Annotated in this window: 18 protein-coding genes; 6 read left to right on the top strand and 12 right to left on the bottom strand. The window is 42.3% G+C overall.

Translation table 11 applies throughout. The features are described from left to right. Nucleotides 1-97: 97 nt before the first annotated feature. From acsF to fraI, 3 genes are all read right to left on the bottom strand, one after another. Nucleotides 98-1,153, bottom strand: a complete 1,056-nt coding sequence (gene acsF / locus HWQ37_RS25760) for a magnesium-protoporphyrin IX monomethyl ester (oxidative) cyclase (RefSeq protein ID WP_292752711.1) — start codon at nucleotides 1,151-1,153, stop codon at nucleotides 98-100. A 209-nt stretch (nucleotides 1,154-1,362) separates the two neighbouring features. Next, nucleotides 1,363-3,114 carry an ABC transporter ATP-binding protein gene (locus tag HWQ37_RS25755; protein ID WP_292752708.1) on the bottom strand — a complete coding sequence of 584 codons (1,752 nt, stop codon included), beginning with the start codon at nucleotides 3,112-3,114 and terminating at the stop codon, nucleotides 1,363-1,365. 249 nt (nucleotides 3,115-3,363) lie between these two features. Further along, the gene (fraI, locus tag HWQ37_RS25750) at nucleotides 3,364-4,014 is read right to left on the bottom strand and encodes a septal nanopore formation protein FraI (protein WP_292752705.1); all 651 of its coding nucleotides are present in this window, start codon (nucleotides 4,012-4,014) and stop codon (nucleotides 3,364-3,366) included. A 378-nt stretch (nucleotides 4,015-4,392) separates the two neighbouring features. Here fraI and galE point away from each other — a divergent pair, with 378 nt between their 5' ends. Next, nucleotides 4,393-5,391, top strand: coding sequence for a UDP-glucose 4-epimerase GalE (galE, locus tag HWQ37_RS25745; protein WP_292752702.1), 999 nt, complete (start codon nucleotides 4,393-4,395; stop codon nucleotides 5,389-5,391). Nucleotides 5,392-5,513: 122 nt separating this feature from the next. On the opposite strand, the gene HWQ37_RS25740 is transcribed toward galE, so the two are convergent. Both HWQ37_RS25740 and HWQ37_RS25735 read right to left on the bottom strand, forming a co-directional pair. Then, a complete protein-coding gene (locus HWQ37_RS25740; protein ID WP_292752699.1) occupies nucleotides 5,514-6,215 on the bottom strand; it encodes a hypothetical protein in 702 nt (233 codons plus the stop codon). Further along, the gene (locus HWQ37_RS25735; protein ID WP_292752696.1) at nucleotides 6,190-7,461 is read right to left on the bottom strand and encodes an urease accessory protein UreH domain-containing protein; all 1,272 of its coding nucleotides are present in this window, start codon (nucleotides 7,459-7,461) and stop codon (nucleotides 6,190-6,192) included. The genes HWQ37_RS25740 and HWQ37_RS25735 overlap by 26 nt, the downstream gene beginning before the upstream one ends. Nucleotides 7,462-7,695: 234 nt before the next feature. Between HWQ37_RS25735 and HWQ37_RS25730 the strand changes: the two genes are divergently transcribed. After that, complete coding sequence (locus HWQ37_RS25730; RefSeq protein ID WP_292752692.1) at nucleotides 7,696-7,929, top strand: hypothetical protein; 234 nt, start codon at nucleotides 7,696-7,698, stop codon at nucleotides 7,927-7,929. Here HWQ37_RS25730 and HWQ37_RS25725 read toward each other — a convergent pair. Next, nucleotides 7,890-8,162 (bottom strand): hypothetical protein, encoded by a 273-nt coding sequence (locus tag HWQ37_RS25725; protein WP_292752689.1) that lies wholly within the window; start codon nucleotides 8,160-8,162, stop codon nucleotides 7,890-7,892. The genes HWQ37_RS25730 and HWQ37_RS25725 overlap by 40 nt on opposite strands. Before the next feature lie 1,377 nt (nucleotides 8,163-9,539). On the opposite strand from HWQ37_RS25725, the gene HWQ37_RS25720 reads away from it, so the two are divergent. Next, nucleotides 9,540-12,089, top strand: coding sequence for a DEAD/DEAH box helicase family protein (locus tag HWQ37_RS25720; RefSeq protein WP_292752686.1), 2,550 nt, complete (start codon nucleotides 9,540-9,542; stop codon nucleotides 12,087-12,089). A 241-nt stretch (nucleotides 12,090-12,330) separates the two neighbouring features. On the opposite strand, the gene HWQ37_RS25715 is transcribed toward HWQ37_RS25720, so the two are convergent. Continuing rightward, complete coding sequence (locus HWQ37_RS25715; protein ID WP_292752683.1) at nucleotides 12,331-12,648, bottom strand: helix-turn-helix domain-containing protein; 318 nt, start codon at nucleotides 12,646-12,648, stop codon at nucleotides 12,331-12,333. Between the two features lie 18 nt (nucleotides 12,649-12,666). Next, complete coding sequence (locus tag HWQ37_RS25710) at nucleotides 12,667-14,442, bottom strand: N-acetylmuramoyl-L-alanine amidase (RefSeq protein WP_292752680.1); 1,776 nt, start codon at nucleotides 14,440-14,442, stop codon at nucleotides 12,667-12,669. An 84-nt stretch (nucleotides 14,443-14,526) separates the two neighbouring features. On the opposite strand from HWQ37_RS25710, the gene HWQ37_RS25705 reads away from it, so the two are divergent. The 3 genes from HWQ37_RS25705 to HWQ37_RS25695 all read left to right on the top strand — a co-directional run bounded on the left by HWQ37_RS25705 (nucleotide 14,527) and on the right by HWQ37_RS25695 (nucleotide 17,311). After that, entirely contained in the window at nucleotides 14,527-16,164 is a 1,638-nt protein-coding gene (locus HWQ37_RS25705) for a CTP synthase (RefSeq protein ID WP_292752677.1), read from the top strand. Between the two features lie 124 nt (nucleotides 16,165-16,288). After that, a complete protein-coding gene (locus HWQ37_RS25700) occupies nucleotides 16,289-16,711 on the top strand; it encodes a hypothetical protein (RefSeq protein ID WP_292752674.1) in 423 nt (140 codons plus the stop codon). 36 nt (nucleotides 16,712-16,747) lie between these two features. Further along, the gene (locus HWQ37_RS25695; protein ID WP_292752671.1) at nucleotides 16,748-17,311 is read left to right on the top strand and encodes a Uma2 family endonuclease; all 564 of its coding nucleotides are present in this window, start codon (nucleotides 16,748-16,750) and stop codon (nucleotides 17,309-17,311) included. A 264-nt stretch (nucleotides 17,312-17,575) separates the two neighbouring features. On the opposite strand, the gene HWQ37_RS25690 is transcribed toward HWQ37_RS25695, so the two are convergent. The 4 genes from HWQ37_RS25690 to HWQ37_RS25675 all read right to left on the bottom strand — a co-directional run bounded on the left by HWQ37_RS25690 (nucleotide 17,576) and on the right by HWQ37_RS25675 (nucleotide 20,089). Beyond that, nucleotides 17,576-17,803 carry a hypothetical protein gene (locus HWQ37_RS25690; RefSeq protein WP_292752668.1) on the bottom strand — a complete coding sequence of 76 codons (228 nt, stop codon included), beginning with the start codon at nucleotides 17,801-17,803 and terminating at the stop codon, nucleotides 17,576-17,578. A 13-nt stretch (nucleotides 17,804-17,816) separates the two neighbouring features. Next, entirely contained in the window at nucleotides 17,817-18,719 is a 903-nt protein-coding gene (locus HWQ37_RS25685) for an ROK family protein (protein ID WP_292752665.1), read from the bottom strand. Nucleotides 18,720-18,927: 208 nt separating this feature from the next. Then, nucleotides 18,928-19,122 carry a hypothetical protein gene (locus HWQ37_RS25680; RefSeq protein ID WP_292752662.1) on the bottom strand — a complete coding sequence of 65 codons (195 nt, stop codon included), beginning with the start codon at nucleotides 19,120-19,122 and terminating at the stop codon, nucleotides 18,928-18,930. A gap of 70 nt (nucleotides 19,123-19,192) precedes the next feature. Further along, nucleotides 19,193-20,089, bottom strand: a complete 897-nt coding sequence (locus HWQ37_RS25675; RefSeq protein WP_292752731.1) for an ABC transporter permease — start codon at nucleotides 20,087-20,089, stop codon at nucleotides 19,193-19,195. Between the last annotated feature and the right edge of the window lie 332 nt (nucleotides 20,090-20,421).

Below are 20,421 nucleotides of genomic sequence, written 5' to 3'. Positions count from 1 at the left end.
AAAGAAAGGGATGTGATTAAGCAACGCGATCGTGCCAAAATTAACTGTAGAACTTAAGTCCTGGCTTTGGGGACTTAAGTCCCCACTACAAACAGAGCTAACGAACCGTTCCTCGCATCGCTTCAGCATCAATTGGTTTAATCAGGTAAACCAACAGCAGATTCCAAACAATTGCTGCAATCAAAGGTAGTTTGCGAATTAACTTGACAACTTTCGGCGCAGAACTGTCCTCAATCTCTGCAATTTTCAAGTTGTAACCTGCACAGCGTTGCAGACGTGGGAAAAACTTGGGATGTTCGGTATTCAACATCACAGGAAAAGCCCGTCCTGCGGTTTCATTGGTGTTGCGGACAACTTCGAGATCGAATTCTGTAGCATCAAGTCCCAGTGATTTGTAAAACCCGGAACGTTCATGAACTGTCAGAGTATGGGTAGCAAATACCGATAGCAAGAAAAAGCGACTCCACAGCCTCGATTTCCAGTTGTTCCAGAGTTGCGGTTGAGAACGTAAAAGCGCCTTGAATATATCTCCGTGGCGGTTTTCGTCCTGACACCAACTCTCAAAGTACTGGAAGATGGGGTAAAACTGGTTTTCCGGGTGCTTTTCTAGATGCCGGAAAATAATAATGTAACGCCAGTAGCCGATTTTTTCTGAGAGGTAAACGGTGTAAAGTACCCATTCAATCGGGAAAAATGTATAAGTGCGGGTTTTAGTTACAGTCCCTAAATCAAGGGAGAGTTTAAAATCGGCCATTGCTTTGTTGAGAAATCCGGCGTGGCGGGCTTCATCACGCGCCATCAGTTGAAATATTTCCGCTAGCACTGGGCTGCGATTTTTTAGCTTGCGGGATAATTCCTTGAATAGCAAGAAGCCGGAAAACTCAGAAATGCAAGAACGTTCCAAATACTCTATAAACGCCTGTCTTGCTTCACCGTTAATGTGTTCCCAAGACTGCTCAAAGGCTTCATCACGGACAAAATGGTGGCGGTTGTAGTCTGTTCGCATTTCTGCCAACATCGCCAGCAATTCCGTTTCCTGGGCAGACAAATCCAGCTTGGCTGCGGTTTCAAAATCTGTAGTGTAAAACCGAGGGGTGAGTACAGTCTCTTTGCTGGGGGTTTTGATTTCTGGCTTGGGTAGGGTGTTAACCATGAGTAATGAGGCGATATAGTCAATAGTTCTATAACTATAAAGTTATGATAAATGCCTTTATTTTGCTAGACCTATTTACAATCCTTCAATAAATCCGTGCTTCTAGCACCGGGCTTTAGAACCAAATTCTCGGTAAACTCGGAAACAAGGGATTTCCAATAAATAAATATTCTTTCCTATCCCCCTCTACCCCCTGCCCCCTGCCTTGTTCACCGCAGTAATTCCTCAACTTGATGTTGGCTCCACAAAGTTCTGTATAAACCCTGTTGTTTTAAAAGTTCTAAGTGATTTCCAATCTGCACAATTTTTCCCTTTTCCATCACAAAAATTCGGTCAGCCGCCGCCGCCGCCGATAATTGGTGCGTAATAAAAATTACTGTTTTGCGTTCAGTACCACTAGAAAGATTTTTGAGGATTTGTGTGGCGGTTTGATTATCTACACTAGAGAGAGCATCATCCAAAATTAACACTGGAGCATTGACCAACATGGCTCTAGCCAAAGCAGTACGTTGCCGTTGGCCGCCAGAAAGATTAATCCCACGTTCGCCAACAATCGTTTCATATTGCTGGGAAAAATTGTGAATTTCTGATTCAATTTGGGCAAGTTTAGCAACAGATTCTACCTGCTCTTGTTCGCTAACTGGATCGCCGTAGCGGATATTATTTTTGATTGTAGTGCTAAATAGAAAGCTATCTTGAGGAACGTAGGCGATCGCACCTCGCAAATCTGCCAACGCTAACTTAGTAATATCCAGCCCATCTAAAAACAATTGTCCTGATTCAATATCCAACAAGCGTGGTAAAGCATTGGCCAAAGTAGATTTCCCCGCACCAATTGCCCCAACGATCGCTACAGTTTCCCCAGGAGCAATGGTAAAGTTAATATTTGCTAAAGCCGGAGTAGTAGCACCAGGGTAATTGTAGGTAAGATTTTTAGCTGTCAGTTCGCCTTTAAGTTCAGCCACTGGTAGATGTATGGCATCGGCTGCATCTTTAATTTTTGGTGTGACAGAGAGAATAGATTCAAGCCTATCGATACTAACTTCACCGCGTTGGTAGGCAGTAATTGTGAATCCTAAAATGGCAGTGGGAAAAACCAGACGCTCTACATAAATTAACAGTACTAAAAAGTCGCTAACCTGAAGTGTCCCAGAAGACATCCGCGCTGTCCCTAGCCAAATGATTACCAGTGAACTGATATTAGCTAGCCCAGTAATTAGCGGAAACAGTGTATTGCGGAGTTTTGCCAGTTCCAAGTTAGCAGTCAATAGCTGCTGATTTTTCTTGGCGAAGGCTCGACGCTCGTTTGCTTCTTGGGCATAGATTTTAATTAAAGCAATGCCACTGATATCCTCTTGGATGAGTTCGCTGATGTCAGAGAGTTGCTCTTGGACTTTTGCTTGTTGTTTGCGTAAGCGATCGCTAAATAGACTCACCAACAACAGCATAAAAGGGTAAACTGCTAGGGCGGCTAGGGTGAGATCCACACTAATCGCCAGCATTACCGGCAGTGTCAGGGCGTAAGCAAACACCGTATTTGCTAAACTCAAGACCGCAAAACCCAATAACCGCTTGATATTGTCCACATCACTAGTAGCCCGACTAATCAAATCGCCAGCAGTATTACTGGCAAAATAAGCAGGTTCCAGCTTGAGTAAGTGTTCAAAAATCCGTTGTTTCAGGTCAAATTCCACCTGACGACCCACCCCAAATAGCCAAATGCGTGAGGCCATCCGCATTAGCCACATCGCCGAACTGAGCAAGACAATGATTGCTACATCATGTAGTATTTGGCTCAAGACGAAGGTTGTTGAGAGTTTTTCAACACCAGCACGAATCAACCAAGGGATATAAACGCCCAGTGCATTGACAGACAACAAAGCGAAAATACCCAAGGAGGCTTCCCGCCAATGGGGTCGTAGGTAAGCACTGAGTTTAGCGATTCGTCGAGATTGTGCCATTAAAGCAATTGTGCAACTTTATCATCTAGATTAACTGCTAGTCCCAGAAGGCAGGTATGCAGAGGAAATATCGCTTGGATAAATTCAGCTTTTGTTACCTCTTTTAACTGGATAGTTATTGCCCTTCGGTACTAGTAGTCCACCACCGCAACTTTAATGAAGGAAGAAATAAGTTCGTAGTTAGGACTTTAGTCCTGAGATTGAGCGCTTAAACGCTCACTACGAACTCCGTAAAGTTCTCTTGCCTGATTACCGTTGAACACGCAAGAACCTGTAGATTTCAACGAGATAACTTTCCCAAGTTCTTGTTGTCAATTGCAACGTTTCCGAATTTGGTACAAAGTCTTCAAGTCGTAAACCGCGTGTGCGAATATCTTGAGGACTTCCTTGTAATAAATAGGGAGGCACTTTCAAATTATAAGAAAGAATGCTATCCCCCGTCACATCTGAGATGTTCGCTGTGGTGGGTTGCCCTAATGCTACCAGTGTTCCAGATGTTGGTGCAGCAGTTGCTACATATCTTTCACCAGTCATAGCTAGTGGCGCTCTATAAAGGAAATAGGCGACTGCTGGTGTACTTGCTAACAGCAAAATCGTCAGTGCCCAACCGATTAAGTATCCTCCTGGTTTCTCTATTCCACCTGCTTTGATTTTCTGAGCGGCAATAATCATCAGTAAAACAGAGGCTCCCAGAGGCTTGAGTGGAAAAGATAGCATTCTCCACAACGACGCTACAACAGGTTCGTTGGGGTTAAGAAATGATAGGGCTACGATTACCAAGATAACGACTAAGATTAATCGCCCGACAAAACTTCCAGAGGGATAAAATCGCTGGAACAGAGAATATACGATAGTGCCAATCAGCAGCCACAGCAGTACCCGGCTTAACAATAGAAACATAGACTAACTCTCAAATTTTCTGGTGCAGTGAGCCAGTGTGGTGGTGAGACAGTCCCCTTTGATGGGGTTGCCCCCAAGAAGGACTGCCATACATGGTTTCCCTGTATAAAACAACTGGCGACTTCTTACTGATAGCGACGCTAGAAGCGTTACCCGTAAGGCTCAACCTAGAGGTTTCGGGAAATGGATTTATTTTATTGTCAAATTGTAATCGCACTGTTTGACTTAAAATACTTTAAACCTCACACCCAAACACTACCGTCGTAGTGATTTTAGTTCAAATTTTTCACACTGCGTCTATTATTTATAATTTTCCAGAAGACTAATATGGTACCGGTAAACTAAATTAATTGAGTAATCGACTCAAAAGGAAAAACTATGTCGCCTGGAAAGCCTACTATTCTCGTAACGGGAGGAGCTGGATATATTGGTTCTCATACAGTGCTAGCTTTGAAACAAGCGGGTTATAACGTTGTCATACTTGATAATCTGGTATATGGGCATCGTGACCTAGTAGAAAAGGTTTTACAGGTAGAACTGATAATTGGGGACACAGGCGATCGCGCCTTGCTGGATCATGTATTTAAAACCCGTGATATTGCTGCTGTGATGCACTTTTCTGCTTATGCCTACGTAGGAGAATCGGTAACTGACCCGGCCAAATATTACCGCAATAATGTTCTTGGTACTTTGACCCTGTTAGAAGCGATGCTGACAGCATCTGTAAAGAAATTTGTCTTTTCTTCTACTTGTGCCACCTACGGAGTACCGGAATTTGTACCCATTCCAGAAAACCATCCTCAAAATCCGATTAATCCTTATGGCGCTACAAAACTAATGGTAGAGAGGATTCTCTCTGATTTTGATGTTGCTTACGGTTTACAATCAGTGCGTTTCCGCTATTTCAATGCTGCCGGTGCTAATCCCAATGGCTTACTGGGCGAGGATCACAATCCAGAAACCCATTTGATTCCCTTGGTGCTAATGACAGCTTTAGGTAAACGAGAATCTATTGCAATTTTCGGCACTGATTACCCCACGCCCGATGGTACTTGTATTCGAGATTATATTCATGTTAACGACTTAGCAGATGCCCATATTTTGGGATTGGAATATTTATTAAAAGGTGGCGACAGCGAAGTTTTCAATTTGGGTAATGGCAGTGGCTTCTCCGTCAGAGAAGTAATTGCAGCTGCCGAAGAGGTGACAGGAATTTCGATACCAGTAGAAGAACGCGATCGCCGTCCTGGCGATCCTCCAATTCTCATTGGCACCAGCGAGAAAGCCAGAACCATTTTAGGCTGGCAACCTCAGTATCCATCCATTCAAGATATTGTCGCTCATGCTTGGCAGTGGCATCAGAAGCGACATAAATAAGGGCATTGGGCGTTAGGAGTGCTGAGTGCTGAGTTAGGAGTTAAGAGTTAGGAGTTTTATTTATCTCCCTCATCTCCCTGCCCCCTGCCCCCTGCACCCTGCCCCCTGCCCCTACTCCTTCCCTACTCCCCACCCCTCCTCATACTTTGCATAACGACAACTAAGATGCCGATAAATCCAAGAATTGGCAGTGCGATCGCCCAAGTTGGTAATTGTTGAGATTGACCCTCTGCTAAATCACCATTGACATCTCGCAGGTTTCGTGTATTTTGTGTAGACCCGCCTCCTGCTACAGTCACTTCAAATTTGAACTGAAAGGGTTTAAATCTTCCCCCAGAGACAGGTTTACCATTTAGTTGCAACTCATAAAGACCTGGCTTGGGAAAGACAACTTCTGCACCGGGGATACCTTTATAGCGTTCGGCTGTCACAGGTTCTAACTGTGGTTCTAACAACGGTGGCTCTCCGGCGGCATAAGGTTCGGCATAAACAGCCAACTGACAATTACACTGTGACAGGGGAATCACCTTTCCACCTCTGCGGGTAAGTGCAAACCAGGCTTGGCTTGCTTCTCCAGCGCGGGGATTATCGTTTGGTTCAATGTGGAGAGTGCCACCGACATCTCCAGCTACTTCCACCTTATGAGCAAAAGCTGGGTAAAGATTCGTTGTTGATATAACTAAGAAACTCAGGAATAATAAATACTTTATTGTTCCTGAATTCTTCCAGAAAATGCCTTGAGACAGGTAACGCCTCTGTTTTTGACTCGTTGAGATGGAGCCAGAAAATAAGGATGATTTACCGCGATTTGGTTGGGGGAACATAAAACTTTTCTACGGCTAACTTTGACCAAAAAAAGCGCGATCGCACCATCAATACACTGAGAGTAACAATTACCATCAGTACTACCGCTAATTTATTTCCCCAAGTTGATTCCAAAGAACCCAGGTAATGGGAACCAATCAACACAGTATGAATGGCACTCAAAAGCAAGGCTGGCACACCCAATAGATGAATCTGTCGCCAACGCTTGCCTAAAGATTTTTGCAGCGATTCCCAACTTGTGAAAGCGGCGGGGGACATTAATACCAATGCTACAGCACCCGCAGCCATCCCCCACTGAAATTCTGGTGGCAGAAATGAAAAGGCGGCAAAATTCCATTGCAATGAGTGTTCTATCATGTGGACGGTGTGAACCACAGAAAGCACAAAAGATCCCACTCCTAAGCCGCGACGATAACGTAGTGGTGAAGCCCACAAGCCACTAATCGGACGCGCAATTAACGCCAAAATTAAGCAGACTAAGGCGGCGTGTCCGGTGTAATCTACCATTGTGTCACCAGTCCGTAGCAGGGTGATGATGCCAATGGTGAGTGTTACCCAACCGCCTAATCGAAATAACTGACTGCGCCTGTCTTTACTTACCAATGATGTGGAAACGCCTACGCCTAGCATTGTAGGGAGAGTTCCCAAGCCAAAAGCCAGCATAGTTGCCCCACCCATCCATAGATTGCCAGTTTCAGCAGCTTTAATTTGGGCAGCATACAGGAAACCACAAGGCATTAAACCCCAAGTCATCCCCAAAAGCATTGGTGTCCACCATTTGGTTTTTAAGGAAAGCTTCACCATTCCAGTGCTGAGGCGATCGTGTAAGCGCCCTTGTAATAAGGGATGTAACACGGGAATGCGCGGTAGTAAATCGGGTTTTACTTGTCCTAAGCCAAACCAAATCAACATCACACCAGTTAGAATTGCCATCCAGCGCCGGAAGTCGCTGCCAATACCGGCTAACTGCCCACCTTGCAATAATACCGAACCTAGCGCCCCAATACCAGCACCGACTAGAGCATAGCTCAACATTCGCCCCAGGTTGAGCAAGATATGAAATTTTAATTGCTGTTGCCAAGTATCGGGCTTTTCTAGGGTTGATGTCTGTCCCAAAGAGACTGTTTGGGGAATTTTAGGCTGATGAGACAGAGAAAATGCCACTGTTAGAGGGCCACACATCCCAAAGCAGTGTCCAAAACTCCCCAGGAACCCCAAGATTGCGATCAGCAACAAATCTACCATAAAAAAAGTACCGAGTTCTGAGTCATGAATCTGAGTGTCCGAATAAAGATTTTGAAGAAGTAATAAGAAATTTTTTCTTTTCTTCTTTACTCAGTACTCAGCACTCCTCTAGTGCGGAACTTTAAGTGAAGTTGCGATCGCTGTCAAAAGACAAAGCGTCAAACTTGATGTTTTCTCTAATTATGACGATTTCTGGTAATTATTTTTGCAACCTTGAATAATACATTTTGAAGCGTGGAAGATGGGTTAGTAATCACAGGCAAAAGCTTACTACAAACTTCACCTAGCTTTTCGGTAATAGACAAATCAGCGATGTCTACGACGGGCTACGCCAACGCACCTTTCAATAACTTGAGGGCTGTTTTTGCTATCTTCTGTATTGCTCCATCTTTTGGCAGTGGTGCGATCGCAAAGTACAGTCCCGTGTATCACTCTGCTGTCCTGAGCAATGTACCACCAACTGCATAAACGGCATCAAAACCAATTCTTTCTCCCCAAAGTGCTGCATCGGTTTGCTTGGATCGTAATCGAAGACTGGTTTCGACTAAATCATCACCGATTTCGTAATCTCCAGTTTCAACATTAATCGAGATAATTTTGCCAATGTTCTCTTGTGTCTCAACTTTGGCACGGATACTTTTTTGATAGAGTTCCTTTCCACGTCGGGCGACTTCTTGGCTACTGAGCGCAGGGTGGGACATAAATAAATCCCCTGTTTAAGCTGCTAGATTCTTCACTTCATTGTAGAGCAGAAGCTAAGTTAGCTAAGAGTGTCGTGAGGTACGTGCCTGTCACCAATTGACGACAATCCTTTCTCGACTCAGCTTCAACTTTGTGCGGATTCACAAAGTCGAACAGAGTGAGCGTTGACAATACACAAATCGTAACCGTGGCAAAAGTATTACGAATTTTCATTCTCAAATATCAACTTGTAAGTACCAATACCATTGCCCATTTTCGAGGGTTCAACGCCTGTAGAAACGGGATGAATACAACCTAAAGCAGTAAGGTTGGCAAAAATCTGGGTTAATAAATTTGAGTTGTCGTTTGGGAAGACAACAACTCTACTACAGAGGGCCCTCTCTCTTCATACTCTTTTTTTTGGCTAAGGTATTGAAGTACATAAACTTATTACTACATTTCTGCGCTATTAAGAATTGTTAAACCCTTGCGTAACAAGGGTTTTTATGTCATCAAATCTTAAAATGAGAATCAATTGCGCGAATCCCTGTGCGGATCATCCCTTCTTCTGGGTATGACACCAGTCTCAACCTGATTAAATTTCTGTTGAGTATTGTCAAAATTTTTGCCTTGGAGATTCGTTATCGATTCGGCTCCAACTTTATGCGGGTTCACAAAGTCGAGCAGAGTGAGCATTGATAAGACACAAATCGTAACCGTGGCAATAGTTTTATGATTTTTCATTCTAAAACATCTATCTGTACATACATAAAGTTATTACCACACTTTTACGCGTACAATTTATTAAGGTTTTTGACTGTGGGCAATTGTCTTATAAGTCTACCGTCTCCTGCAAGTCCTCTGTAAGAGAAAATGTCAGTAGACCGAAAAGTTTTGCGATCGCTAAAAAATAGTAGTGTGCGATACCGTTTTTTGGGGAATGTAACAAAGCAGATTGCCGAAGCTCAGTGATAAGATTAGCTTATGAATAAGCTCCAAAAAACAACAATCAAGTTTGCAAGTATCCATCACTGAGCGATCGCAAAACTTTTCGGTCTACTGAAAGAGGTTAGAGAGCAATGCTTGATTCTGTAGGAATTGGGAGAGCGATCGCCTCAAAGCAGCAGAGGAGAAAAATGCTTTGAAAAACTCTAAAGTAAGAAACTACCGCACAAAATTTCTTACTTTATTTAGCATAGGCAAGCTATATCAATGGTTTTGAGCGCCATTCTCTAGCACAGCACCCTTGTTGCTCGGTCGAGGTTTATTAAATTTCTTAATGTACAATTTTCCCGATTTGGCACAGTGATACGTTACACAAAATTGTGGGAATTATAAGTTTGAAATACAAATTGTATTCATCCACAAAAACTTGCGTTCAAAAAAAGAGAATATTTATGGAGTATAAAGAGTATGAATCGTTCAATCTTGAGAAACTGAGAAGCCAAAATACTCACTTTTCCCCGAAGCCTCCCTTTCAGCATCAAGTCGAGGCGTTTAAAAAACTCAGTAGTACATTTAAGCTTGACAGTAAAGAACCGAGGAGTGGACTATTAGTACTTCCTACAGGTGCAGGTAAAACATTTACGGCTGTTAAGTGGTCGTGTGACCATGTAATCCCTAAAAATATTAAAATCCTTTGGTTAGCTCCTTCGTTTTATCTACTGGATCAAGCATTCTCTACTTTTTGTGAAAATGCCAGAGATATTTCACATTCTAAAAAAACATTGAATATTAGGCGCGTTTCCAGCAATCCTTCTCATGCCAAAGCATCATCTATACAACTAACCGATGATATTGTCATTATGACAATACAAACAGCTATCAGTAATTTACACCCTAATAATCAGGACGGTTCGGGTAATAAGGTTGAGACAGCTTTTAGAAAATTTATTGAGCATTCTAAAGAAACAGGACTTTTTGTAATAGTTGATGAAGCTCACCATTCACCTGCTTATGGTTGCAGAAATTTATTGATTGGTGAAAAAGGACTTCGAGAGCTAGTACGCAATTCAAATATACTTGGTTTAACAGCTACACCAACTTATACAGATAAGGCTAGAAGAGGTTGGCTACGGGAAATATTTCAAGATGGAGATAAAGGAGTTATTTATCAAGCTGATAAAGAAACTTTAATAGCACAAGGTATTTTAGCTAGACCTAATTACATTGAAGTGTCAACTGGCACGGAGATGGAAGTTGATGATAGATTATATGACCAATTAGTTAAACAACATAAAGACCTGCCTGAATCAATTATCGAAATTCTTGCTAAAGATAAAGATAGAAACAATTTTATCGTAAACAGTTATGTGTCTAAAAAAGATACTTATGGTAAAACTATTATCTTTGCTGACCGTTGGTTTCAATGTGAATATATAAAGAATAAACTTGTTGATGAAGGCATTAAAGCAGATGCAATTTATTCGCATATAGATGCTGATCCAGGTTCAGCAGATGCAAGAAATAAACGTAAAGAAGATGACAATAAAAGAATTTTAGATGATTTCAAAAGTAATAAGCTTGATGTTTTAATCAATGTAAGAATGTTAACAGAAGGGGTTGATGTTCCCAATGTTCAAACTGTATTTATTACTCGCCAAACAACAAGCTCAATTCTAATGACTCAAATGATTGGTAGAGCTTTACGTGGGAAAAAAGCAGGAGGGAGCAGTGATGAGGCAAATGTTATTTTGTTCTTCGATGATTGGAAACGTTTAATTGATTGGGTTGACCCAAGAGATGGGGGTACTAAACCTGATGGTGAAAAGCCTGAAAAAGGAGAACATTATCCACTGGAATATATATCAATTCGTCTAATCGAAGAATTATCGAAGTCAATTGAAAATGATGGAGTTTATCCAATAGAATATAAGAAAATATTTCCTATTGGATGGTATAAAACTGAAATTGTATATGCTAACTCTGATAATAACAATGACTCAATGGAGCCATTTACCGAATTTGTCATGGTCTATGAACATACACAATCAAAGTTTGAGGCTTTTATTAGCTCTATTACTGACCTAAAGCTACTAGATGAATGGTCTAAAGAGTATCTTGATGATAAATGGATGCAGCCTCAAGTTGAAGAATGGATAGATAACTATTTTGACAAGGAAACTGATGACATTGGCAGAAGAATTAATTCAGATTTAATTAAGATTGTTCGTCACATAGCTCAAGATAATCTACATTCTACACCTCCGTATCACTCCTTTGAAGAAAAAGAAATCTATGACTTAGATAAAATTGCTCATGAGCTAATTAATTTTTCAAATCCACAACTAAACAACTATGTCAACCAAGAGTTTTCAAAAGCTGGAATGTTGTGGGAAACTTTCTATAAAACACCAAATCGCCTTCTAATAGCCCTTCAGTTGGTTATCAATAAAATAATGACTGGTGGGTATGGTAGTAAAGTACCTACATCTACATCTAAGATTACACCTCAACCACCGAAGGAACTCACGGAAAAAGAAAAAGAAAAAGTCAAAAGGCGAGACGGTTATGCTTGCCTATGTTGTGGAGTCAAGGCAGAAGGTAAATTACAAATTGACCATATTAAACCGTTTTGTATGGGTGGAGAAACATCTATACAAAATTCTCAAACTCTGTGTGCTATTTGCAATAGATGTAAAGGCAGGAACGAAATTGATTTTCGGTGTAATAAAACAAAATTGAGTAATCCTAAAAATCTGGATTTATCATTTAGAACAGAAAGTCAATATTCTGTAAGAACTCTAACAAGAATAGTTAATTTATTTTACCATTGCAAAGCAGTTGACAAAATAGAATGGGACGGCTCCATTCGTGGCTATAGTATATATTTACACCCCGACAATAATTGTCAATGGTTACTTGAACATAAAGCGGAACTTCTCAAATATGTTCAAGATAGGCTTGGTCGTCAGGCTTACAAAATTGGAGTTACTACAAAGAAATAAATATAGCGAAAGGAGCGATCGCTAATCTCGGTCAAGCAATTCTGAACTAATTTGGTTCAAAACGTTGCCAAGTAGCAGCAAATTTGAGCAAGTTTTGACCTGTAGAACCTCGTCGGATCACAGATTGAGAACGATCGCCACGTTGTTTGATTTCAGCGATCTTAGCAGCAAAATCTTCAGGTGGTTGTGCATTGAGCAGAAACTAGCTAAAAAATAGCGATCGCACTCCACCAACGACCCCTTAATCGATCAGGCTATTCAATCCCCGTTTTTTAACTAGGTGCAACAGCTTAAGAGCAGTGCCACTGGGACGCTTCTGACCGATTTCCCACTTTTGAACCGTTGATAGACTTGTATTCAAAATCGCAGCAAATACTGCCTGGCTGACATGAGATGATTCGCGTATTTCCTTAATTTGCTTAGGTTCTAGCGGTTCAATCTCAGATAAACACAGACTGTCGAATTCACGCAATGTAGTTTGATCTATTAGTCCAGCCTTGTGAAGCCCTGTAACCGTTTCGTGAACGGCTTCAAGAATCGCTGATTTCTTCTTCGCCATTGCAAATTACCTCCAACTTTATCTCACACTCCTAAACCACTCAGTAATCCCCTGAGCGATCGCATTTGCCATTTTCTCCTGTTCCTCTGGGTTCACCACCTGCTCAAATTCATCGGGATTGCTCATAAAACCCAATTCCAGTAATACCGATGGTGCAGATGTCGGACGTGTTAGCGCCAGGTTATCCCAAAACACACCATAAGAAGGTTTGCCGAGTTTTTTGACTACATAGTTGTGTAAAAACATGGCGAGGTTATGGGCTTGGGGTTGATACCAAAATGCGCCGAATCCCTTGATTTTCTCGGCATCGCCATCATCGGGTAGGGAGTTATGGTGTATGGAAATAGCGATCGCAGGTTCTTCTTGACTGATAATTGCCTGACGTTCTGCCAGAGAAACTTCCTTATCATCCTCCCGCGTCATCACCACTGTTGCTCCTCGCTTCACCAACTCGTCGCGCAACAACTTAGACACCACCAAATTCACATCTTTTTCTAAATATCCAGTTGGGCCACTGGCACCAGTTTCTTTACCGCCATGCCCTGGATCTAGTACAATCTTGAAATTAGCTAAAGGCTTGCGTCTTGTGTTCCCAATTTTAGGCGGGTGACGCAAAGCCAAAACCAGGGTCGTGCCGTCGTATCTCAGCTTATATCCCCACTGTTGAGCTTTTTTGAGGTTAAAGGTGTATTTTACTTGTCCTGGAGCTTCCTGTTGCCAATCTAGGCGATAAATTAGGGGGTCATCATCCAGGCGAATAATGTCGGTTTGGGCAGTGGTATTGTAGAGAGTAAGAGCGATCGCTTGCTCACTTTGTTGTACGCTCACAGCTACGGGAACTTGCAAGGGAAAAACTATCTCTGTCGCATCAGGGAGTTGACGGTATCCGACACTGCGAATTATTGTTTGTGGCGGAACTGCACCAGGTAGAATGCGGGTTTCTTTACTATTAATCCAAGCGCCATAGTCTAGGCGCAACCATTCACCTTCCTTGCCTGTAACTGTTGCGCGTGTGCCTTTGGGCAGTGGTGTGAGTCGAGAATAATCGGTGCTTGGACCAGTACGAGCAACGCCTGAGTCTACTGTAACCTCATAAACTGGCAACTCTGCTCTTGAGAGGATTTGAATCTTACCAGATCCTGTTTGAGCGATCGTCTTGCCGTTGAGCGTCAGTTGAAATTGAGGTTTTCCCAGATCGGCAGCTGTTGCCACTGTGGTGCAACCTTGATAGTTGCTTACGCTAGACTGGGCATGAGGCTGATTTTGCCCTGTCAAAGCTGCCAAATTACTTGGTAGTTGTGCCTGTTGAGGTTGCGGTAAAAGGGCAATAGTTTGATTAGCCAGGGTTACAGAGACATTAGCATTAGGGGGTGCGACCCCTTCGGGAAGCTTCGCTAACGCGCTAAAACAAATTAATTCTCCCGGTAGTCTGGCAATGTCAACTGCGGGAGTCAGGGAATCTTTCGCAAAGGCTACCCCCTGTGGTAGTTCAGGGCTAGTGTTAAGCCCAATCACCTTAATTTTAAGTTCTTGATTGTGGTAACGCACAGTAAAAAGATTCTCCCCCAACTGCAAGGGGAAACTAGGAGAAAAATGACCAGCTTTGCTGCGGGTAATTGGCTTACTATTGATCAAAACCTGACCATCTGGTGGTGCAGTACCCAGAAAGAAGATTTTTTCGGCACTCGTCTGGTAGTTTGTCTGGGGAAAAACAACTATGAGAGATGGCTCTGCCAATGCGATCGAGGAGGTGAGAATACAGCCTAATATTACTAATCCTAGAAGGTTTTTCACAGCAAATCACAGAAGATGACACCACAATAACTGTGGCACAATGACGGGATGTATTTTTAGAAGTTGTTAGAAATTCAAACTACTATGACTAAGTTTATCTTTGTTACTGGAGGCGTTGTTTCCAGTATTGGTAAGGGCATTGTAGCAGCAAGTCTAGGGCGTTTGCTCAAGTCGCGCGAATATTCGGTGTCGATTCTCAAACTCGACCCTTATATTAATATCGATCCTGGTACGATGAGTCCCTTTCAGCATGGGGAAGTATTCGTTACCCAAGATGGTGCAGAGACAGATTTGGACTTGGGGCATTACGAACGCTTTACCGATACGTCGATGTCACGCTTAAATTGTGTGACTACTGGCTCAATTTACCAGGCAGTCATCAATAAAGAGCGGCGCGGAGACTACAATGGCGGAACTGTCCAGGTAATTCCTCATATTACCAATGAAATAAAAGATCGGATTCTGCGAGTTGCTAAAAGCACAAACCCCTCTGTAGTGATTACAGAAATTGGCGGGACGGTGGGAGATATTGAATCACTGCCGTTTTTGGAAGCAATTCGCCAGTTTCGTAAAGAGGTGGGACGGCAGAATGTGCTGTATATGCACGTCACGCTAGTGCCGTGGATTGCCTCTGCTGGTGAGATGAAAACTAAGCCAACACAACATTCAGTTAAAGAACTGAGATCCATTGGCATTCAACCAGATATTTTAGTTTGTCGGAGCGATCGCCCCTTACCCAAGGGATTAAAACAAAAATTATCGGGATTTTGCGATGTACCCGAAGAATGCGTCATTACTTCCCAAGATGCCAAAAGTATCTATGAAGTACCGCTAAATCTAGAATGGGAAGGAATGGCAGAACAAGTGCTGAACTTGCTGCAAATGGAACAACGCAAACCAGATTTGATGCAGTGGCAAACCCTGGTAAAACGTTTACATAGTCCTAAGCATGAGGTAGAAATTGCCATTGTTGGTAAATATGTGCAGTTAAGTGATGCCTATCTATCTGTAGTGGAAGCGCTGAACCATGCGGCAATTTCCACTTATGGCAAACTGCGTCTGCGTTGGGTGAACTCAGAAGATTTGGAAACTGAACCAGCCGAAAATTATCTTGAAGGTGTCGATGGCATAGTTGTACCAGGAGGTTTCGGGGTTCGGGGAGTCGATGGGAAAATTGCCGCCATTAAATACGCGCGCGATCGCCAAATCCCCTTTTTGGGTTTATGCCTGGGTATGCAATGTTCTGTGATTGAATGGGCGAGGAACGTAGGGGGATTGACAGATGCCAACAGTGCCGAATTTGACCCTTATACAACCGATCCAGTAATTAATTTATTGCCAGAACAGCAGGAAGTTGTGGATTTAGGGGGTACAATGCGCTTAGGACTATACCCTTGTCGTGTTCTCCCTGATACTTTAGCTTTTAAGCTCTATCAAGAAGATGTGATTTATGAACGACATCGACATCGCTATGAATTCAACAATGCTTACCGCGATTTGTTGTTAAAGTCTGGCTATGCGATCAGTGGTACTTCTCCCGATGGACGTTTAGTTGAAATTGTGGAATTACCCAAGCACCCATTCTTTCTTGCTTGTCAATTTCATCCAGAATTTGAATCACGCCCCAGTACCCCTCATCCCTTATTTAAAGGGTTTATTCAAACAGCGATCGCTCTTTCTCTTTCCACATCTAACACACCAACACCATTGGAGGTGTCATAACAATTCGTAATTCAAAATTAATTTTTTAGATTTTGAATTGGTGATAGCAACATTAACTTAAGACTTCAGTAGATTTGGACATCCAGGGTGCATCATTCGTAAATTTCGGACTTGAGGAGATGTTGTGGCGTACTGGGTGAAAATCCTTTACGAGAGGAAAGAATATGTAGTGAATTTTGAGCGTGTCCATGCTTTTTGTTATGAACTTAATGGCAGGGTTACTTTTTGGCTACCCGATAGTGCCATTCCTATAGTCATTAACCCACAAAGTAACCTGGAAGACTATCAAAAAATTCTCGATTATTTAGAGTGTGTGACAGGATTAGAATTAGAACACGCCCATTGGGTGAGAATAATTTACGAAAAAAATGAATATGTAATTAATCTCAACTGCATCAGTTCCTTTTGTCATGAACCGAACGGCAGAATAACTTTTTGGTTGCCAGACGGTACTATCCCCATCATTATTAACCCTGCCAGTAATCCTGAATCATACCAAAAAGTTGTCACATACATTAAGAAAGCAACGGGATATTCTTTGTCTTAATATGAATTGTTAACGTGAGGCACGAGGAAGGATTTAATGAATACTGTTGTGCTTAATCTAGAAGCGATCGCTCATTTAACCGATGAGCAATTTTATCAATTGTGTATTGCCAATAGCGATTTGAATCTGGAAATGAATGCAGCCGGAGAATTAATAATTATGCCACCAGTAGGAGGAGAAAGCGGAAATCAAGAAGCTGGACTAATTACCGATTTAGAAATCTGGAATCGTCAAGCTAAATTAGGCAAAGTTTTTAGTTCTTCAACTATCTTTATACTTCCAAATGGTGCAAAACGTTCCCCTGATGCAGCTTGGGTAAAGTTGGAACGGTGGGAAGCTTTAACACTAGAACAGCGAAAAAAATTTCCGCCACTTGTACCCGATTTTCTAATTGAACTGCGTTCTGAAACAGATCGGCTTGCACCTATCCAAGCAAAAATGCAGGAATATATAGAAAATGGTTTGCGTTTAGGTTGGCTAATTAATCCTCAAGATAACCAAGTGGAAATTTACCGACTTTTGAAAGCTGTAGAAGTTATTCAAATGCCGGTAATTCTTTCTGGAGAAGATATATTACCTGGATTTGAGTTGCAAGTATAGGTAGGTATTAAATAATTCGTAATTCGTAATGACGCGACGCTCGAATACTCGCTACCGCTACGCTAACGTAATTCGTAATTACGTTTTGTGGTGGGGATTTAGATTTAGGCTTCAATTCGTTCTAACTGTAAAACTAGGGGACTTAAACCCCCCAAACTTTAGTTAAAAACTAAAAATTAAGCCTGATGGCATAACTTTGCTTACCGTATTGTCCACATTTTTGTCATTTATGGGGTAAAAGCACAATTAATCCTCCAAGGCGCTTCAATATACTGAGTACTTGAGACGGTGCTTATTCAAGTTTAAATAGTTGCTTTTAACTCGTGCGTAGGCGTAGCCCGTCGTAGACATCGCTTGCTTTTCATTATCAGTCAGAATTGGTAAATTTTCTGTCCATTCTGTAAATAAATTGATGTCTGTAGCAAGTTGCAAACCAAATTTTTCTTCTAATTCGTAAAGACTGATCTCTCTAGCTGGGATTGTTTGAACCATAATCTACCATAATCTACAATCCTGAATAGTTTTGCCATGCCAACTTTGCAGCACCTACTATCCCTGCAAAATTGCCTAACTCGGCTGGCAATATTTGTAAACCCTCTCGTGATAAAGGCTGCACTCGCTTCTCAATTTCTGCCTTCACACCTGGTAAGAAAAACTCAAAGCTGCCACTTATCCCGCCACCAATGACGATCGCTTGCGGTGTAAGTACATAAATCAAACTCGTCAAACCAATTCCCAAATTACTACCATATTCTTGCCAAAAAGTCAAGGCTGCGGCATCTCCTTGTTGGGCAAGATAACCCAATTCGACAGGTTCTTTGAGAGTGCGGCGGCGAATTGCAGTAGCACAGGCATATTGTTCCAAAGAGCCTTGATTGCCACTATTACAAATTGGCCCATCAGGATTTAATGAAATCAAACCTAATTCTCCGGCGGCTCCTTGATGTCCAACAAATAGTTTACCATCGAGGATAATTGCGCCACCAACCCCAGTACCTAAAGTTAGCAGAATCAGATTTTGAAAATGGCGACCGGCTCCCAACCAAGCTTCCCCCAAAAGAGCGCAATTAGCATCATTAGCGATCGCAGTTGGTTTACCAGTTTTAGCTTCTAACCAGTCTGCTAAAGGCACATCAAGCCATCCAGGTAAATTAATGGCGATTTTGGCAATACGTCCCCTTGCATCGGCAGGCCCAGGAGTACCAACACCAATAGCAACAGCTTGATTATCTGGATCGATTTGCGCGATCGCATCCACCAGTACCGCCAGCACCGCCTCCGGTGTTGTCGGTTGGGGAGATGCCAGACTCAAAGATAAGAGACAAGTACCATCAGCTGCAAAACGTCCCAGCTTAATCGCTGTTCCGCCCACATCAATGCCAATTACTTGAATTTTGTCATTTGTCATTTGTCATTTGTCATTGGGAGATGAGGGAGATAAACAAAACTCCTAACTCTTAACTCTTAACTCCTAACTCTTAACTCAGCACTCAGCACTCAGCACTCAGCACTCCTGAAAGGCATTGGGCATTGATAATTGGTGAACAGTTATTCTCTATTATCAAGTTCAAAATCAACAATTTGTCAGGGTTTTAGACAAATGTGTAGTTAGGGTTTTAGGATTTGGCACGAAAATATTCTAAATTTTCTGTCCTATTGGGTGCGAGTCGTAAATTAGCAACAGTCATAGTACGAACACTCGATTGCTCCTGCCAAGCTGTAATGGGCGCACCTCGTAAAATACCAGCAAGAGCAACGGAAAGGATAAACCCGCCAGTAGCGGCAGCAATTAACGTTAAATTATCTTTCATACAAATCTCTCTAAATCTCTCTATTGTTTATATTTGTCATTTGTCAAAACTTATGCCCAATGCCCAATAACTACTTTTGGATTCTATTTTCTCTCCGTAAACGGGGATTGACAAATTCATTTAACCCCTCACCAAGTAGTGATAACCCTACCACCATGAATGTCATCGTTAAACCGGGGAAAAGCGTAGTCCACCAAATGCCAGTAGGTAGAGCTTCTAAGGCTTGTTTTAAATCATGTCCCCATTCTGCCACTTCTTCAGGAAGTCCTAGCCCCAAAAAGCCCAAACCGCCCAACACTAAAATCGCATCAGCTGCGTTGAGTGTAAATAAGACGGGTACGCTTTGAATGACGTTGAAAAACAGATAACGAGAAAGCACAACCCAAGTGGAAGCGCCCATTGCTTGAGCAGCTTCGATAAACACTTCAGTTTTCACGCTGACGGTGTGGTTGCGAACAACGCGGTAATATTGAGGGATGTAAGCAATGCTAATAGCGATCGCTGCATTTAATATCCCCCGCCCCACCACAAAGGCCAGCGTCACAGACAGCAGTAGTCCTGGTAAAGTGTAAATGCTATCCATAATAAACAGCAACACCTTATCCAACTTCCCGCCCAGATAACCACTCAGCATTCCCAAAGGTACACCGATAATCATACTCAGCGCCGTTGCCAAAATCACTACCTGCAAAGCAGCTTGAGCGCCGAACAATGTCCGCGAGAAGACATCATAACCCAAGCGACTAGTGCCAAACCAATGTTTAGCTGATGGTGGCTCGTGAATTGGATTAGAGAGAAAATCTTTCGGGTTTTGCAGCCATCCCCAAGCCTGGAATACGGGAGCGAAGAATGCCAGGAAGATGAAAAATAGGGTAATGGCTAACCCAATGAGCATGAGTTTTTGGGAAAGATTGGAAGTTTTGCCAAACTGTAAAAATGTCGGTAGTCGCCGTTTTGTAATGGCCATAAAGCGATCGCCTGGAGTAAAGCTTGATACGCTGACTATTTTACATATCAGATAGGCGATTGCGTAAACATCCTGAATCAAAGTCCGACTACCTTACGCTAGATACAGAGCTAAACTGAGTTAGAGGTGAAATCATGCCTTATTTTTACCAAAGCTTTTAACTACAATTCAGATTCCTACAATGATCGTGATAATCGTTATCAAATAATCAGTCATCTTGATGATGCAGCCTTTGATTTCTTTGACACACTTTCAGTATTTTAACTGTGGTCTAAGCCTGACGGGGCGACAAACAAGGCTGAAAACAAGACCGTGTAAAGAATGTAACGATG

Origin of the sequence: Nostoc sp. NMS4, assembly GCF_017115095.1 — a bacterium.
Lineage (GTDB): Bacteria > Cyanobacteriota > Cyanobacteriia > Cyanobacteriales > Nostocaceae > Nostoc.
This window is presented reverse-complemented; position numbering and strand designations above follow the sequence as displayed.